At 63.8% G+C, this 17710-nt stretch carries 13 protein-coding genes; 3 read left to right on the top strand and 10 right to left on the bottom strand.

Annotated elements, in window-relative coordinates:
* Nucleotides 1–39: 39 nt before the first annotated feature.
* From RCH10_RS20645 to glpD, 6 genes are read right to left on the bottom strand one after another with little or no spacing between them, the layout of a single operon-like run.
* Nucleotides 40–348, bottom strand: coding sequence for a DUF2160 domain-containing protein (locus tag RCH10_RS20645; protein ID WP_323499068.1), 309 nt, complete (start codon nt 346–348; stop codon nt 40–42).
* Nucleotides 348–1160, bottom strand: a complete 813-nt coding sequence (locus RCH10_RS20640) for a carbohydrate ABC transporter permease (RefSeq protein ID WP_187051476.1) — start codon at nt 1158–1160, stop codon at nt 348–350. Before RCH10_RS20640 ends, RCH10_RS20645 begins: the two co-directional genes overlap by 1 nt.
* Nucleotides 1157–2047 carry a sugar ABC transporter permease gene (locus RCH10_RS20635; RefSeq protein ID WP_323499066.1) on the bottom strand — a complete coding sequence of 297 codons (891 nt, stop codon included), beginning with the start codon at nt 2045–2047 and terminating at the stop codon, nt 1157–1159. Before RCH10_RS20635 ends, RCH10_RS20640 begins: the two co-directional genes overlap by 4 nt.
* Nucleotides 2048–2105: 58 nt before the next feature.
* The gene (locus RCH10_RS20630) at nt 2106–3173 is read right to left on the bottom strand and encodes an ABC transporter ATP-binding protein (protein ID WP_409053829.1); all 1068 of its coding nucleotides are present in this window, start codon (nt 3171–3173) and stop codon (nt 2106–2108) included.
* A gap of 1 nt (nt 3174) precedes the next feature.
* Nucleotides 3175–4248 carry an ABC transporter ATP-binding protein gene (locus RCH10_RS20625; protein WP_323499065.1) on the bottom strand — a complete coding sequence of 358 codons (1074 nt, stop codon included), beginning with the start codon at nt 4246–4248 and terminating at the stop codon, nt 3175–3177.
* A gap of 16 nt (nt 4249–4264) precedes the next feature.
* A complete protein-coding gene (gene glpD, locus RCH10_RS20620; protein ID WP_409053828.1) occupies nt 4265–5908 on the bottom strand; it encodes a glycerol-3-phosphate dehydrogenase in 1644 nt (547 codons plus the stop codon).
* A 101-nt stretch (nt 5909–6009) separates the two neighbouring features.
* On the opposite strand from glpD, the gene RCH10_RS20615 reads away from it, so the two are divergent.
* Nucleotides 6010–6780: a DeoR/GlpR family DNA-binding transcription regulator gene (locus RCH10_RS20615; RefSeq protein ID WP_323499063.1), complete on the top strand. Its 771-nt coding sequence runs from the start codon at nt 6010–6012 to the stop codon at nt 6778–6780.
* An 11-nt stretch (nt 6781–6791) separates the two neighbouring features.
* A complete protein-coding gene (gene glpK / locus RCH10_RS20610) occupies nt 6792–8321 on the top strand; it encodes a glycerol kinase GlpK (RefSeq protein WP_409053827.1) in 1530 nt (509 codons plus the stop codon).
* Between the two features lie 6 nt (nt 8322–8327).
* Here the strand turns inward: glpK and RCH10_RS20605 are convergent, their stop codons facing one another.
* The 4 genes from RCH10_RS20605 to RCH10_RS20590 all read right to left on the bottom strand — a co-directional run bounded on the left by RCH10_RS20605 (nt 8328) and on the right by RCH10_RS20590 (nt 13879).
* Nucleotides 8328–8690 (bottom strand): response regulator, encoded by a 363-nt coding sequence (locus RCH10_RS20605; protein WP_323499061.1) that lies wholly within the window; start codon nt 8688–8690, stop codon nt 8328–8330.
* 105 nt (nt 8691–8795) lie between these two features.
* On the bottom strand, nt 8796–9755 hold the full coding sequence (locus RCH10_RS20600) for an alpha-E domain-containing protein (protein WP_187051468.1): 960 nt from the start codon (nt 9753–9755) through the stop codon (nt 8796–8798).
* Between the two features lie 37 nt (nt 9756–9792).
* Entirely contained in the window at nt 9793–11295 is a 1503-nt protein-coding gene (locus RCH10_RS20595) for a circularly permuted type 2 ATP-grasp protein (protein WP_323499059.1), read from the bottom strand.
* Between the two features lie 67 nt (nt 11296–11362).
* The gene (locus tag RCH10_RS20590; protein WP_409053826.1) at nt 11363–13879 is read right to left on the bottom strand and encodes a DNA internalization-related competence protein ComEC/Rec2; all 2517 of its coding nucleotides are present in this window, start codon (nt 13877–13879) and stop codon (nt 11363–11365) included.
* Nucleotides 13880–14089: 210 nt separating this feature from the next.
* On the opposite strand from RCH10_RS20590, the gene RCH10_RS20585 reads away from it, so the two are divergent.
* Nucleotides 14090–17701, top strand: coding sequence for a DUF2126 domain-containing protein (locus RCH10_RS20585; protein ID WP_409053825.1), 3612 nt, complete (start codon nt 14090–14092; stop codon nt 17699–17701).
* Nucleotides 17702–17710: the final 9 nt, after the last annotated feature.

Here is a 17710-nt window from a genome sequence, read left to right as displayed (position 1 = left end):
TGGGGAAGCAACGAGCCGGATTCACCTCCTGAAATTCAGTCAGCCCTTTCGCATCACCAATGCGAGCACCCCCATCGACAGTACGAAGCTGATCCAGATCGATGGCTCGGCTTCCAGGCTCATCCATTCTTGAAACTTGCCCGCGAGGCCGATGAAGATGAGGTTCAGAAAGGCTGCCGTGAGCAAGCCTATGAACAGGCGATCGCCACGGGTCGTTTCGATCGGCAACCAGCCGCGCCGCAACGTGGTGGGCGACTTGAATTCCCATACCGTCATACCGACCAGCATGAGGCCGATACACGAGAAGAAAACGGCCACCGGGGTGGTCCAGACCATCCATTGAAACATCAGACTCTCCCCATCGCGAAGCCCTTGGCAATGTAGTGGCGCACGAACCAGATCACGATCGCGCCCGGCACGATAGTGAGCACACCGGCTGCCGCCAGCGTGGCCCAGTCCATGCCCGAAGCGCTCACGGTGCGCGTCATGGTGGCCACGATCGGCTTGGCATTCACGCTCGTCAAGGTGCGCGCCAGCAGCAGTTCGACCCAGCTGAACATGAAGCAGAAGAACGCCGCCACGCCCACGCCAGCCTTGATCAGCGGCAGGAAGATGCGAATGAAAAAGCGCGGGAAAGAGTAGCCGTCGATATAGGCTGTTTCGTCGATTTCGCGCGGGATACCGCTCATGAAGCCTTCGAGAATCCAAACCGCCAGCGGCACGTTGAACAGCAGGTGGGCCAGCGCCACGCCCAGGTGCGTGTCCATCAGGCCGACCGTCGAATAGAGCTGGAAGAACGGCAGCAGGAACACCGCGGGCGGCGTCATGCGATTGGTCAGCAACCAGAAGAAAACGTGCTTGTCACCAAGGAACGAGTAGCGCGAGAAGGCATAGGCAGCGGGCAGCGCCACGGTGAGTGAGATCACCGTGTTGATGCCGACATAGATCAGGCTGTTGATGTAACCGGAGTACCACGACTCGTCGGTGAAAATCTTCACGTAGTTCGCCCAGGTGAAGGCATGCGGCACGAACGAGAAGCTCGACAGGATTTCCTCGTTCGTCTTAAAGCTCATGTTGACCATCCAGTAGATGGGCAACAGCGCGAACACGATGTAGAGCACCAAAAAGATGCTGCGTTTCTGAAACCGATTTTCGTTCACTGCTCAACCTCCACCTGCTGCGTGCCAACCCGTTGCATCCAGTTGTAGAGGATGAAGCAGAGCAGCAAGATGATCAAAAAGTAGATCAGCGAAAAGGCTGCTGCCGGACCCAGGTCGAACTGGCCCACTGCTTTCTGCGTAAGGTACTGGCTCAGAAAGGTCGTTGCATTGCCGGGGCCGCCGCCGGTCAGCACGAAGGGCTCGGTGTAGATCATGAAGCTGTCCATGAAGCGCAAAAGCACTGCGATCATCAGCACGCCGCGCATCTTGGGCAACTGGATAAAGCGGAACACCGCGAACTTGCTCGCACCGTCGATACGGGCCGCCTGGTAGTAGGCGTCGGGGATCGAGCGCAGGCCGGCATAGCCGAGCAGCGCCACCAGCGGCGTCCAGTGCCAGACGTCCATCACCAGCACGGTGAGCCAGGCATCGAGCGAATCGCCGGTGTAGTTGAAGCTGATCCCCAACCACTGCAGCGTCGCACCGAGCAGGCCGATATCGGTTCGTGCATAGATCTGCCAGATGGTGCCGACCACGTTCCACGGAATCAACAGCGACAGCGCGACCAGCACCAGCACCGCCGACGACTTCCATCCCTTGGCCGGCATCGACAGCGCGAGCATGATGCCGAGCGGAATCTCCACCAGCAGGACGGCGATGGAGAACGTGAGTTGCCGCCACAGTGCTTCATGCAGCTCGCTGTCGCGCATCACGGAGGCGAACCACTCGGTTCCGACGAACACGCGCCGCTCGGGTGAGATGATGTCCTGCACCGAATAGTTGACCACCGTCATCAACGGAATGATGGCCGAGAAGGCGACGCAGATGAGCACTGGCAGCACGAGCCACCATGCCTTCTGGTTGACAGGTTTCGTCGTGGTGCTCATGGCAAAACCTTTGTGTTGCGCACTTCGGTGCTATTCCTTTTGAAAGCGGCCCAGCGTCTCATACCAATTCCTCGTCGCGGTAGTAGCAGGTGTGGGCGTCCAGCACCTTGAGCCAGACGGTGTCGCCGACCTTCGGCGGAAGCGTTTCTGAACTGAGGCGTGCCTTGAGCCTCGTGCCCCCGGCCTCTGCGCTCAGCATCGAATGGGTGCCCACGTCCTGCACCTGAGTGACGGTCGCGGGCACGGCGCCGGGCGCTTGCGCCGCTGCCATGCGCAGGTACTCGGGACGAATGCCCAGCTTGAGCGCACCATCGGGCAGTTCGCGCATCGCGGCGAGTCGTGTTCCCGCGACCTCGATACCGCCGCCGATGCTTTGCGCAGGAAGAAAGTTCATGCCGGGCGATCCGATGAAATGGCCAACGAAGGTATGCGCCGGCCGTTCGAAAAGCGCCTCCGCGCTGCCCACCTGCACTGCCTTGCCGCGCGTCATCACCACCACCTCTTCGGCGAAAGTGAGTGCCTCGACCTGGTCGTGCGTCACGTAGATCAGCGTCAGCTTCAGTTCGCGGTGGATCTGCTTGAGCTTGCGTCGCAACTGCCACTTGAGGTGCGGATCGATGACGGTGAGCGGCTCATCGAACAGCACGGCAGACACGTCGCTGCGCACCAGGCCGCGACCGAGCGATATCTTTTGCTTGGCGTCGGCCGCGAGCCCCGACGCGCGCTGGTTCAGCTGACCGCTCATGTCGAGCATCTCGGCAATTTCGCCGACCCGCTTCTTGATCTGGTCGGCCGGCACCTTGCGGTTGCGCAGCGGAAACGCCAGGTTCTCGGCCACGGTCATGGTGTCGTAGATCACCGGGAACTGGAACACCTGCGCGATGTTGCGTTCCTGCGGGCTGGCAGGTGTCATGTCGCGACCATCGAAAGTGACGGTGCCTTGCGACGGCACCAGCAGGCCCGAGATCACATTCAGCATGGTCGTCTTGCCGCAGCCCGAGGGGCCGAGCAACGCGTAGGCGCCGCCATCGCGAAAGCTCATCTTGAGCGGCAGCAGCGCGTAATCGCTGTCTTGCGTCGGGTTGGCACGGTAGGCGTGCGCCAGGTCGAGGTCGATGCGGGCCATGTCAGCTTCCTTTGCGCCACACAGGCGCGACCGCCAATTGCCCAGCCGCGTCGAACACGTAGGCACGCGCTGCACTGAAATACAAGGTGATCGAAGCACCCAGCTCGAAGCGGTGCACGCCGGTCAGCTGCGCCACCAGTTCGCCGACGGCGGTTTCGACGTGGACGAAGGTGTCGGAACCGGAAATCTCTGCCAGCTCGACCTTGCCGGGCAAGGCGATGTCGCCTTCCCCATCGCCGACGTTGAGCGCACTCGAGCGCAGGCCCACGGTGACCGCACCTGAAACGTTGGGCGGCACTGCCATGCGCAGCAGGGGGCCGGTCGTGAGTTGGACACCGCCGTCGACGGCGGTGCCGGCCAGCAGGTTCATCGGCGGATCGCTGAAGGCGCGCGCCACTCGCAGCGATTGCGGCGCGTGGAACACTTCGGCAGTGGGACCGTACTGCAGCAGTTCGCCTGCATCCATGACCGCGGTGTAGCCACCCAGCAGCAGCGCTTCGCCGGGCTCGGTCGTGGCGTAGATCACGGTCGAATCACCGCTGGCGAACAGCTGTGTGAGTTCTTCGCGCAGACCTTCGCGCAGCTTGTAGTCGAGGTTGACCAGCGGCTCGTCGAGCAGCATCAGCGGCGCGTTCTTGGCCAGTGCGCGCGCCAGCGCCACGCGCTGCTGCTGGCCGCCCGACAGCTCGGCCGGCAAGCGCTCCAGGAACATGCCGATGTGCAGCTTGTCGGCCAGCGCCCGCACCTTGGCGTCGATGTCCTTTTCACCGCGCAGCTTCAGCGGCGAGGCGATGTTGGCTGCCACCGTGAGCGACGGATAGTTGATGAACTGCTGATAGACCATCGCGACATTACGCTCCCGCACCGGCATGCCGGTGACGTCTTTTCCGTCGACCAAAACCTTGCCCTCGGTCGGTGTGTCCAGGCCTGCCATCAGGCGCATCAGGCTGGTCTTGCCGGCCTGCGTGGCACCGAGCAGCACCGTCACGGCGCCGCTGCGCGGGGCTATGCTTTGCTCGTAGAGCCATGTTTGGGCACCCACCTTCTTGGTGACCCGCTCGAGTGTCAATTGCATTCAGTGCCTCCCTGCGTCAGTTATTTTTCGCGTTGGCATGCAGCCAGGCGGCGACTTGTTCTTGTTGCACCGAGGTGTAGTGCAGACCGAGCTTGGAGCGACGCCACAAGACATCGTCTGCGTTCACTGCCCATTCGTGGTCTTGCAGGAAGCGCAGTTCGCGCTCGTGCAGACCGGGCGAGACCGCGGCGCCCATGTCCAGCATCGACACGGCCGGCCCGATAAGGTCCACCACGCGAGCGCCGTAGGCACGCGCCAGCCGGCGTGCCAGCGACACCTCCAGCCAGGGATAGCGGGCCTGGACAGCGATGACGAAACGCTCGAAGTCGTCGTCGGGTCGTGTGGGCGCTCCGATAAAACCAGAAAGGTCGCCACCCGCCATGAAGGCGCCATCGGTCCACGCGGGCCGCTTGGTGCTGTCTTCGCCCAGCATCTTGCCGACCTCGTCGGCAGCGTCTTCCGCCAGCTTGCGAAACGTCGTGATCTTCCCGCCCCACACCGACAGCAGCGGCGCGGCATTCGTGCTGGACTCCAGCATGTAGTCCCGCGTGACGGCCGAAGGATCGCCCGATTCGTCGTCGAGCAAAGGCCGCACGCCAGAGTAGGTCCACACGACGTCGGCGGGGACGATGGGCTTCTCGAAGTAGCGACTGGCCTGGTCGCAAAGATAGGAAATCTCGTCGTCACCAATCTTTGCGGCACCCGGATCGTTACCGGTGAGCTCGATGTCGGTCGTGCCGATCAGGGTGAAATCCTGCTCGTACGGAATCGCAAAAATGATGCGCTTGTCGGGGTTCTGAAAGATGTAGGCGTGGTCGTGTTCGAAGAGGCGCTTGACCACGATGTGGCTGCCCTTGACCAGCCGCAGACTTTTGGTTGCGAGCGACTCGCCTCTGGCCGAATGCGCCACACCGCGCAAGAACGCCTCCGCCCACGGGCCGGCCGCATTGACCACCGCGCGAGCCCGTATCGACCGTTGACCCGTGGGGCCCTCCACCGTCGCGACCCAGTGGTCGGCGCCCCGCTGCGCGCTGATGCATCGGGTGCGTGTCAGTACCTCGGCGCCCTTGGCGCGTGCGTCGATCGCGTTGAGGACCACGAGCCGCGCGTCATCGACCCAGCCATCGGAATAAACGAAGCCGCGCCGGTAGGACTTCTTGAGCGGCACACCCGCCGCGTGCTTGCGCAGATCGATGTTGCGCGAGCCGGGCAACACTTCGCGTTTGGCCAGGTGGTCGTACATGAACAGGCCGAGACGGATCATCCAGGCAGGTCGCATCGATGGGTCGTGCGGCATCACGAAGCGCAGCGGCCACATGATGTGCGGTGCGCTCTTGAGGAGCACTTCGCGCTCCTGCAAGGATTTGCGCACCATCGAAAACTCGTAATACTCCAGGTAGCGCAGACCGCCGTGGATGAGCTTGGTCGACGACGACGAAGTGTGCGCAGCGAGATCGTCTTTTTCGCAGAGCACCACGCGCCAGCCGCGGCCGGCCAAGTCGCGTGCAATGCCGCAGCCATTGATGCCACCGCCTACGATGAGCACATCGCAGTCGGTCTCGGATTCGGGCAGTGAAGAAGAAATATCGCTCACGAGGGTGCCTGGTTGGCTGTGATTTCGAACACGCAATCGGGGTTGCGTGTGTTCGTTTTTTTTCATTCTGGCTCCTTACGACGCGATTAGGGTCAGAGTTTTCCCTTAATCGGATTCGTTTCTTTTCGTTCTAAAGTGACACGACTCGCGTTTCAACCACTTCCCCAGTGAACTCCAACCCTCGCCAGATCAACCTGCTCGACACCGTGCGCGCCCGCGGCACGGTGACGGTCGAGCAGCTCGCCGAGATGCTCGGCGTGACCCTGCAGACGGTGCGCCGCGACGTGCAGCGGCTGGCCGACGAAGGTCTGCTGACGCGCTTCCACGGTGGCGTTCGCGTGCCGAGTTCGACCACCGAGAACATCGGCTATCCGCAGCGGGCCTCTCTCAACGCCGAAGGCAAGATACGCATCGCGCGCGCCGTCGCCGAGCAGGTGCCGAACGACTGCTCGTTGATCCTGAACATCGGCACGACGACCGAGGCCATCGCACAACAACTGCTGCGTCACACCGGGCTGCGCGTGATCACCAACAACCTCAACGTCGCGACCATCCTGAGTGGCAACCCGGCTTGCGAGGTCATCGTCGCGGGCGGCTCGGTGCGGGCACGCGACCGCGCGATCGTGGGCGAAGCGACCATCGATTTCATCCGTCAGTTCAAGGTCGACATCGCGTTGATCGGGGTTTCGAGCATCGAGTCCGACGGCTCGCTGCGCGACTTCGACCTGCGTGAAGTGAAGGTCGCGCAGACCATCATTGCGCAGGCGCGAGAGGTCTGGCTCGCGGCCGATGCCAGCAAGTTCAACCGGCCCGCGATGATCGAACTGGGCACGCTTTCGCAGATCGATTGCCTTTTCACCGACGCCGATCCGCCCTCGCCCTTTCCCGCACTGCTCGAGCGCGCACAAGTGCGTTGCAACATCGCTCGCGCCAATTGAAGGCTTCCGCCATGACTTCCGCGACGAACTCCGGCACGCCATCTGGCGCGCCCTATCTGCTTGCACTCGACCAGGGCACGTCCAGCTCCCGCAGCATCGTGTTCGACCGAGAAGGACACATCGTCGCGCTGGCGCAGCAGGAGCTGACACAAATCTATCCCCAGCCCGGCTGGGTCGAGCACGACCCGCGCGAAATCTGGCGGAGCCAGCTCGCCACGGCGCGCGACGTACTCACAAAGGCGAAGCTGGACGCCAAGGACATCCACGCCATCGGCATCACCAACCAGCGCGAAACCACCGTGCTGTGGAACCGCAAGACCGGCGAGCCGGTACACAACGCCATCGTCTGGCAAGACCGCCGCGCCGAACCGATGTGCGCCCAACTGCGCCAAGACGGACTCACCGACACCATCCGCGACAAGACCGGCCTGGTGATCGATGCGTACTTCTCCGGTACCAAGCTGCGCTGGCTGCTCGACAACGTGCCCGGCGCACGTGCCGCGGCCGATCGGGGCGAACTCGCTTTCGGCACCGTCGACAGCTGGCTCATGTGGCAGCTCACCGGCGGCAAGGCGCATGTCACCGATGTCAGCAACGCATCGCGCACCATGCTCTTCAACGTCCACCAAAACCGGTGGGACGCCGACCTCCTCCGCGCCCTCGATATCCCCGCCTCGCTGATGCCCACGGTGCAACCATCGAGCTCGCATTTCGCCGATATCGACGCCGGTTTGCTAGGTCGATCGCTGCCGATCGGCGGCGTTGCGGGCGACCAGCAAAGCGCCCTTTTCGGTCAGGCGTGCTTTGACGCCGGCATGGCCAAGAACACCTACGGCACCGGCTGCTTCTTGCTGATGCACACGGGCGAAGCATTCCGGCCCTCGCAAAACGGCCTGCTGGTCACCAGCGCCGCACAGATCGACGCCACGCCGCGCTTTGCGATGGAGGGCAGCGTCTTCGTCGGCGGTGCGGTCGTGCAGTGGTTGCGTGACGGACTGAAGGCAATCAAGGGCAGCGCCGAGGTGCAGTCGCTGGCCGAGAGCGTGCCCGACGCGGGCGGCGTGATGATGGTGCCGGCCTTCACCGGACTCGGCGCACCCTACTGGAATGCCGATGCGCGCGGCACCATCACTGGCCTCACGCGCGGCACGACCGTCGCGCACATCGCTCGCGCCGCGCTTGAAAGCATTGCCTACCAGAGCGCCGCACTGTTGCAGGCGATGAGCCGGGATGCGGTTGCGGCGGGCGGCCAGCCGGTGGCAGAACTTCGCGTCGACGGCGGCGCTTCTGTCAACGATTTGCTGATGCAGTTTCAGGCTGACCTCCTCGGAATTCCGGTGGTGCGCCCCGAAGTGACCGAGACGACTGCCCTCGGCGCTGCGTACCTTGCGGGCCTGTCGACAGGCGTCTACAGCGACGTGGCACAGCTCACGAAGCTGTGGAAAGTGGAGCGGCGATTCTTGCCGACGATGGAACGGCCGCAGGCTGAAGAAGCAATGGCGCGCTGGGCACAGGCAGTACGTCGCGCAACGCTCGCCTGAAAGATTTCAGGCAGCGCAGAACGCGTAGAACGCTTCCAGCTCTTCGGATTTGTCGAACACGGCGTCGGCGCCCAGCTTCTTGCACCACTTGCGCACGCTGGTGTTGGGGGTGTTGGTCAGAACCACGACGCGTTGTTGCGGCCTGCGGTCGCGGCAGCAGCGCAGTACTGCGAGGCCAGAGCCTTCCTGCAGGAACAAGTCAGCGATCACCAGATCCCAGGCCGCCTGGTTGTTATTCAACCAGTGGCAGGCATCGGCCTCCGATTCGGCCACACCGACCACTCGGCAGTCCGGCAACTCCTGCAGCATTGGGATTAACTGGTCGCGAATACGCTGGTGGTCTTCGACGAGATAGATACGGAGTGTCATAAGCGCCTCTCGGACGCCTAAGTCTAAGAACCGACATACTGGTTGCAGCGTCATCCGCCTCACCCGGTGCGGGTAGGCGACAGCCGCGCAACGGCCTCCACTTTCTCAGTGTGCCGTCGGCACCAGGAAGTCCTGGCTGATGCGGCCACCGATTTCGTTCACCCGATCCAGGAACTGGGTCAGGTACGCGTGCAACCCCGTCGCCAAAATCTCGTCGACTCGCGCGAACTGCAGGTCGGCCAGCAGCTTGCCGGCACGGCGTTGCGTCTCGGCGCTCTGGTCATTGGCAACCTTGGCGAGGTTGTTAACGACCTCGTGCAGGCACGCGTGCAAAGAACGCGGCATGTCGGGGCGTAGCATCAACAGCTCGGCAACGCGCTCGGGCTTGATGACGTCGCGATAGACCTTGCGATACACCTCGAAGGCCGACACGCTGCGCAGGATCGCGCTCCAGTGATAGAAGTCGTACTCCTGATCTTCTTCAGTCGCAGTGCCGAAGAACTCGCTGTTCAGCGCATGGAACTTGACGTCGATGAGGCGTGCCGTGTTGTCGGCGCGCTCCAAGAACGTGCCAAGGCGAGCAAAGTAGAACGCTTCGTCTTGCAGCATCGTGCCGAGCGTGACGCCGCGCGACAGGTGCGAGCGGAACTTGACCCATTCGAAGAACTGCGCAGGGTCACGTTCGAAGTCGCCCGCACGCAGCATGCGATTCACTTCGAGCCAGGTGGTGTTCTGCGTCTCCCAAGCCTCGGTGGTAAGCGCGCCGCGCACAGCCCGTGCGTTCTCGCGCGCAGCCCGCAGGCAAGACAAGATCGACGACGGATTGCCCTCGTCCTTGACCATGAACTCCATCACCTCGCCGGGCACGATCTGCTCGTGCTTCTTGTTGTACGCCGGCAGGAGCTCGCTGATCGACAGCAAGCCTTGCCAGCCGTACTTGGCCACTTCGGCCGATTGCGGCAGCAGCGACGTCTGGTAGTTGACGTCGAGCATGCGGGCCGTGTTCTCGGCCCGTTCGGTGTAGCGCGACATCCAGTAGAGGTGGTCGGCGGTGCGTGACAGCATCGATGTTCTCCGTTGTTCTCTTCGAGGCTTCGCGTGTCTACGCGGCAGCCGACTGGCTTTGGGACTGCGCCTGCGAAGGCTTGCGCGGCGTACGCTCGGCTTCCAGAATCCAAGTGTCCTTGGTGCCGCCGCCCTGCGACGAATTCACCACGAGCGAGCCCTCCTTGAGCGCCACGCGCGTCAGGCCACCGGGCACCATCTGTACTTCCTTGGCGGACAGCACGAAAGGCCGCAGGTCGATGTGACGCGGCGCGATGCCGGCATCGACGAAAGTCGGCGAGGTCGACAGGCTCAAGGTCGGCTGCGCGATGTAGCCTTCGGGATTGGCAATGACGGCCTTCTTGAACTCTTCGATCTCGGCCTGCGTCGCCGCCGGGCCGATCAACATGCCATAGCCGCCGGCGCCATGAACCTCCTTCACGACGAGGTCCTTCATGTTGTCGAGCGTGTATTGCAACTCGTCCTTGTTGCGGCACATGTAGGTCGGTACGTTCTTCAGGATCGGCTTTTCGCCGAGGTAGAACTCGATCATCTTGGGCACGTACGGATAGATCGATTTGTCATCCGCCACGCCAGTGCCGACGCCGTTGCAGATCACCACGTTGCCGTTGCGATAGGCGCGCATCAGGCCAGCGCAACCGAGCGTCGATGTGGGGCGGAAGACTTCAGGGTCGAGGAAGTCGTCGTCGACGCGGCGGTAGATGACGTCGACGCGCTTCGGGCCGCGCGTGGTGCGCATGTAGACGAAGTCGTCCTTGACGAAGAGGTCTTGCCCTTCGACGAGTTCGATGCCCATCTGCTGCGCCAGGAACGCATGCTCGAAGTAGGCGCTGTTGTACATGCCGGGCGTGAGCACGACCACCGTGGGCTCGGCCGTTGCCGCCGGTGCGCTGGCGCGCAATGTTTCGAGCAGAAGGTCGGGGTAATGCGCGACGGGCGCGACGCGGTTCTGATTGAACAGGTCGGGGAACAGCCGCATCATCATTTTGCGGTTTTCCAGCATGTAGCTCACGCCGCTCGGCACCCGCAGGTTGTCTTCGAGCACGTAGTACTCGCCGTTGCCGTCGGCATCGGGCGCACGCACGATGTCGATGCCGGAGATGTTCGAGTAGATGTTGTTGGGCAGACTCACGCCCATCATCTCGGGGCGAAACTGCGCGTTGTTCAGGATCTGCTCAGCCGGAATGATGCCGGCCTTGATGATGTCCTGGTCGTGATAGACGTCGTACAAGAACCGGTTGAGCGCCGTGACGCGTTGCACCAGGCCCTTTTCCATGCTCTCCCATTCGTGGGCCGGAATGATGCGCGGCAGCAGATCGAAAGGGATCAAACGCTCGGTGCCTGCGCCGTCTTCGTCCTTGGCGCCATACACGGCGAAGGTGATGCCGACGCGCCGAAAAATCATTTCGGCCTCTTCACGGCGCTGGCGCATGACCTCGCCGGGTTGCTTGCCCAGCCATTGGTCGTAGCGCTGGTAGTGGCCGCGGATTGCTGCTCCCGCGTAGGGAAGCTTCTCGTACATCTCGTCGAATTTGTGCATGGAACGACCAATCTCCTTCGCACATAGCTTAGCAAGTTCAAGGCCTGAAAACGCGCTGCTGCACGCTTTAAGGAACGTGGTGATGCCAGTAACGACGCCCGATCGTGCGCTCGCATTTCCATGCCTGTGGCGATTCGCTGTGCCAGTGCACTGCCCCGCAGTGCGGCGAGTCGACGACTGCCGCATTGCGGGCCACGTAGCGCGCACGCACCTCTTCCGCAGGATGGCCAAAGCGGTTTCGGTAGCCCGACTGCACGATGGCAAGCGATGGGGACACGGCGTCGAGCATGGCGGCGGTCGACGAGGTCTTGCTGCCGTGGTGCGGCACGAGCAGAACGTCTGCGGCGAGGCCCGGCTCGCGTCGCACCAGCGCAGCCTCCTGATCGCGCTCGACATCGCCAGCAAGGATCGCGGTGGCGCGGCCGTTGCTGATGCGCAGCACGCAAGACAACGCGTTCGGCTTGGCCGTCGGCGTGTAGTCGTCCGCGAGAGGGTGAAGTATCTCGAAGCGAACACCGTCCCATTCCCAATGCTTTCCGGCAACGCATCGCTCCGCTGGCCGCAGCGCCTGCAACGGATGCGTCGCCTCGATCGAACTCAACAGTGCTGCCTGCGGCTGCATCGCCAGCACCGCAGGCGCGCCGCCGGTGTGGTCGATGTCTCGGTGGCTCAAGACCACCATGTCGAGCCGCTCGTCCATCGCGCGCAGCAACGGCACGATGACGCGGTGGCCGGCATCGCTTTCGAGGCTGTAGCGCGGCCCGCTGTCGTACAAGAGGCTGTGTGTGGCGGTACGAACGAGCACCGCATTGCCCTGCCCGATATCGACTGCGAGCAGTTCGAACTCGCTGCCTGGCGGTCGCGGCGTCTGCCAGAGCAGCACCGGCAGCAACAGCGGCAGGCCGAGGGAGCGCATCGACCAGGGCAGCCGCATGGCCACCAGCACACCGCCCGCTACGCCGCAAACCGCCATCCATATCGGCGGCACCGCCATCGACACCGTGGCGAAAGGCATCGAGGCGAGCCATTGCAACAGTAGCGCCAACGCTTGCACCGACCAGGCCGCGACGGTCCACAGCGGCGTGACGACGACGCCGCCCATCGCCAGCGGCGTCACGACCAGCGTGACCCATGGAATCGCGATGGCATTGGCGGCCAGCCCGACCACCGACACCTGCTGGAACAGCAACACGCTCAACGGCGTGAGCGCCAGCGTGACGACCCACTGCTCGCGCAAGGTGCGAGCCAGATGGCCGGCCACGCCACCCCTGGCGACAGTGGCCGCACCCCCATCGGTCGCAAAGAGCACGCCCACCGCGACGAAGCTGAGCCAGAAGCCGGCTTGCATCAAAGCCCACGGATCGATCGCCACCACCACCGCGCAGACCAGCAGCCAGACGTGCGGCCAAGGCCAGCGCCGGCCCGTCAGGCGCAACAGCGCGACCGTTGCGAGCATCCAGATCGTGCGTTGCGATGGAACGCCCCAGCCGCTGAAAAGCGCGTAGCCCGCCGCCAACAACACGCCACCGACCAGCGCAGCATGCGGCGCGGGCCACATCAGCATGAGCCGGTTACTGCGCCGCCACAGCGCGCCGACCAGCAGCGCGGCAAGCCAGGCGAACATGGTGATGTGCAAGCCTGAAATGCTCATCAAATGGGCGACGCCGGTGGCACGAAAGACATCCCAGTCGGCTCGATCGATCGCGTTCTGATCGCCGGTGATGAGCGCCGCGATGACGCCGGCCAACTTGCGATCCGGCACGTGCGTGAACACGGCATCGCGCACCGACTCGCGCCCACGCTCGATTGGGTGCTGCCATGTATCGGCAAGGCGCAAGGGGGCCGCATCGCCCGCGCCGGTGCGCACGTAGCCGTTGGCCTGCAAGCCCTGCTCCCACATCCACAACTCGAAGTCGTAGCCATGCGGGTTCGAGCTGCCATGCGGTGCCTTGAGCCGCACGGTCATGCGCCAGCGTTCGCCTGCGTGCAGGGGGCCGGGTGCAGCGGCAGGCCGGGTGCGCGCGCCATCGTCGGATGCATTGCCCCACGCCGAGGTGTTGGCGGCATACCAACCGAGAGCGATGCCCGGCGGCACGACAGGTGCGGCCGGTGCCACCCGTGTAGCCCGTGTCGGCCCGGACGGGCCGTCGTCGTTTTCGGGCGCGGACGTTTGCATGGCCCATCGTGCCGATGCGACTTCCAACCGGAAGCGCGTGCCCGTCTCACTGTGCTGCGGCATCTGCGCCACCACGCACTCGACCACGACATCACGGCCTTCGAGTGCCGGGTCGAGCGCGTCACGCAAATAGCTTGCAGCGCGCCATCCGGCGGACCCAGCGCCGGCCAGCATGCCCGCCGCACACGCCATGACGAGCAGGAGACTGCGGAGCCTGGTCGTGTCCGCTCGAATCCGTGCCATCAGGCACAACCCGACCACGCCGACAGCCAGAAAAGCCGCGTAAACAACTGCATTCCAGAGCTCGCCCTGTTGCAACTGCACGACAGCGCCAGCGACCGAACCCGCCAGTGCGGCAAAGGCACCGCGGCCGCGCACCCCCGCGTCCGACTCCGCGTCGGTGCTCACGAACGCCCACCCGCAGCGCCGCAAAACCGACGCACGCGTGTGCTCAGATCCACTCCCTGTGGCATGACTTGAATCACTCCCTGATCAATCTCGTTGAGGCGCTCTTTGGCGCGTTAATTGCTTGACCTCGGCTAGTATGCGTCTCGAACGAGGCCTTCGCTCAACCGCCTCTCAGCCTGCACTTTTCGACGCTTCCGGCGCCCAAAAAACATGTCTATTCACGCCGCACTTCACCACGTCACGCATTACAAGTACGACCGTCCGGTGCAATTGGGGCCGCAGGTCGTTCGGCTCCGCCCGGCACCACATTGCCGCAGCAACATCATTTCGTATTCGTTGCAGGTCGAGCCTGCAGAGCATTTCGTCAACTGGATGCAAGACCCGTTCGCCAACTACCAGGCGCGGCTGGTGTTCCCGGAGAAGACAACCGAATTCAAGGTCACGGTCGACCTGGTGGTCGAAATGGCGGTCTACAACCCGTTCGACTTTTTCCTCGAGCCGCAGGCCGAGAACTTCCCCTTCAAGTACACCGAGTCGCAGGCTGTCGAACTTGCGCCTTACCTGATCGCAGACCCGGGGACACCGCTGGTCGAGGCCTATCTTGAAAAAGTCGATCGCAAAGAGCAGCGCACCATCGACTTTCTGGTCGGCATCAACCAGCAGGTGCAGAAGGACGTCAACTACCTGATTCGCATGGAGCCCGGTGTGCAAACGCCGGAAGAAACGCTGACCAACGGCAGTGGTTCTTGTCGCGATTCGAGCTGGCTGCTGGTTCAGTTGCTGCGTCACATCGGCCTGGCGGCGCGCTTCGTTTCGGGCTACCTCATCCAGCTCACGCCGGACGTGAAAGCACTCGACGGCCCGAGCGGTACGACGGTCGACTTCACCGATCTGCACGCCTGGTGCGAAGTGTTCCTGCCGGGGGCAGGCTGGGTCGGCCTCGACGCCACCTCCGGCCTGCTCGCCGGCGAAGGCCACATCCCGCTCGCCTGCACGCCGACGCCGTCGAGTGCCGCGCCGATCGAAGGCGTGGTCGACGATGCAGAGGTCGAATTCGGCCATGAGATGAAGGTCTCGCGCATCTACGAATCGCCGCGCGTGACCAAGCCCTACACCGAAGAGCAATGGGCCGAAGTGCTGGCCCTCGGCGATGCAGTCGACAAGCGACTGCAAGCCGGCGACGTGCGCCTGACGATGGGCGGCGAGCCGACCTATGTGGCGACCAGCGACCGCGATGCGGCGGAATGGAACATCGACGCCCTCGGCCCGACGAAGCGCGGCTACGCGACCGAGTTGGTCCAAAAGCTGCGTGCCGAATACGGCAAAGGCGGCTTTCTGCATTTCGGCCAGGGCAAGTGGTATCCCGGCGAGCAATTGCCGCGATGGGCACTGTCGATTTTCTGGCGTGGCGACGGCGAGACGCTGTGGCACAACCCCGAACTCTTCGCCGACGAACGCGTGCCGACGCACTACACCAGCGAAGACGCGCGCCGCTTCACCACCGTACTGGCGCACAAGCTGGGCTTGACCGAGCGCTACATGCAGCCGGGCTACGAAGACGTTTACTACTACCTCTGGCGCGAGCGTCGGCTGCCTGTCAACGTCGACCCGTTCGAGTCGAAGCTCGACGACGAACTGGAGCGCGTGCGCCTGCGCCGCGTGTTCACCCAAAAGCTCGATGCGGTCATCGGCTACATGCTGCCGATCGAGCCCGGCAGCGCCGACAAGGATGCGCCGCCGCTGGAGGGACCGGGCTGGAAAACCGGCCCGTGGTTCCTGCGTGACGACCGGCTGTATCTCATCCCTGGTGACTCGCCGATGGGTTACCGCTTGCCGCTCGATTCGCAGCCCTGGGCCAGCAAGGGCGACTACCCATACCTGATCGAACGCGATCCGACAGCACCGCGCGCCGCGCTGCCGACTTCAGCCGACTACCGCGAACGCTACGCGACCAGCTCTGAGCCCCCGACAGGTGACCTGGGTGCCGTGCCCTATGTCTTCGGCGCGCCACCGGTTACCGCGCCGGAGCTGCGCTTTCAAGGCGCTGGTGGCCATGCTGCTGCTGCTGCTGCCGTAGCAGACGATGCGAGCGCTGAGGCATCGGCCACCGGCGCAGAGGCCACGACCGCCGCTGCTGCCGGTGAAGGCCCTGCGGCGGAAGTCGACGCCGCTGCAGCCAGTGCTGCTGCCGCCTTCGTTGCATCCAGCGCCACGCGTCAGCCACGCCGCGGCGAGTCGGCTCATTGGGTCACGCGCACCGCGCTCTGCGTTGAAGTGCGCGACCCGCGCCGCGCCAATGGCCCGGCCGCTGAAAAGGTCGGTACTGCATCGGGCGTGCTGTACGTCTTCATGCCGCCACTGGCACGCCTCGAGGATTACCTTGACCTGGTTGCCGCCATCGAAGCGACGTCGGCCCAACTCGGCGTGCAGGTCGTCATGGAAGGCTATCCGCCGCCACGCGATCCGCGCCTGAAGATGCTGGCCGTCACCCCCGACCCGGGCGTCATCGAAGTCAACATCCATCCCGCCAGCAACTGGAAGGAACTGGTCGAGCACACCGAGTTCCTCTACAACGCCGCGTTCGAGACACGCCTGTCGGCCGAGAAGTTCATGACCGACGGCCGCCATACCGGCACTGGCGGCGGCAATCACTTCGTGATGGGCGGCGCCACGCCGGCGGACAGCCCGTTCCTGCGCCGACCGGAGCTGCTCGCCAGCCTGCTGCTGTATTGGCACAACCATCCGTCGCTCAGCTACTTGTTCTCGGGCATGTTCATCGGCCCGACAAGCCAGGCGCCGCGTGTGGACGAAGCCCGCAACGATCAGGTGTACGAGCTTGAAATCGCGCTGAAAGAGATCGCTCGAAACCGCGAGATCTACGGCGAGAACATGCCGGCCTGGTTGGTCGACCGCACGCTGCGCAACATCCTGGTGGACGTGTCGGGCAACACGCACCGCAGCGAGTTCTGCATCGACAAGCTGTACTCGCCCGATTCCAGCACCGGCCGCCTCGGCCTGCTGGAATTGCGTGCCTTTGAAATGCCGCCGCACGCACGCATGAGCATTGCGCAACAGTTGCTGATTCGCGCCTTCGTCGCCCGCTTCTGGGACGAGCCGTATAAGGCGCCGATGACGCGCTGGGGCACCGAGCTGCACGACCGCTTTCTGCTGCCGACCTTCGTCAAGATGGACTTCGACGACGTCATCAGCGAGATGCGCCAAGCCGGCTTTCCGTTCGATCCGAACTGGTTCGCGCCGCACCTCGAGTTCCGCTTTCCGCTGGTCGGCCAGATTCAGGCCATGGGTGTGGAGCTGTCGCTTCGCAACGCGCTCGAACCGTGGCATGTCATGGGCGAAGAAGGCTCCTCGGGCGGCACCGTTCGCTATGTCGACTCGTCGCTGGAGCGAATCGAAGTTCGCGTGACCGGCCTGAACGAGAGCCGCCACGTCATCACCGTCAATGGCAAGGTGCTGCCGCTGCAGCCCACCGGCACCACCGGCGAGTTCGTGGCCGGCGTGCGCTACAAGGCCTGGAATCCGCCGTCGGCGCTGCATCCGAGCATCGGCGCGCATGCACCGCTGACCTTCGACCTGGTCGACACCTGGATGAAGGGTTCGCTGGGCGGATGCCAATACTTCGTGGCGCATCCGGGTGGTCGCAACTACGAGACATTTCCGGTGAATGCCTACGAGGCCGAGAGCCGGCGCCACTCGCGCTTTACGCGCATGGGCCACACCCCCGGCGTGCTCAATACGCCGCCAGCGACCATCGAACTGGCGGGCAGCCGCGAGTTCCCGTTCACGCTCGATCTGCGTCGTTGATTGTGTCTA

Source organism: Variovorax sp. GrIS 2.14, from assembly GCF_046115955.1.
GTDB lineage: Bacteria > Pseudomonadota > Gammaproteobacteria > Burkholderiales > Burkholderiaceae_C > Variovorax.
The sequence above is the reverse complement of the archived record's forward strand: the minus strand, read 5'-3'. Positions and strand labels throughout refer to the sequence as shown.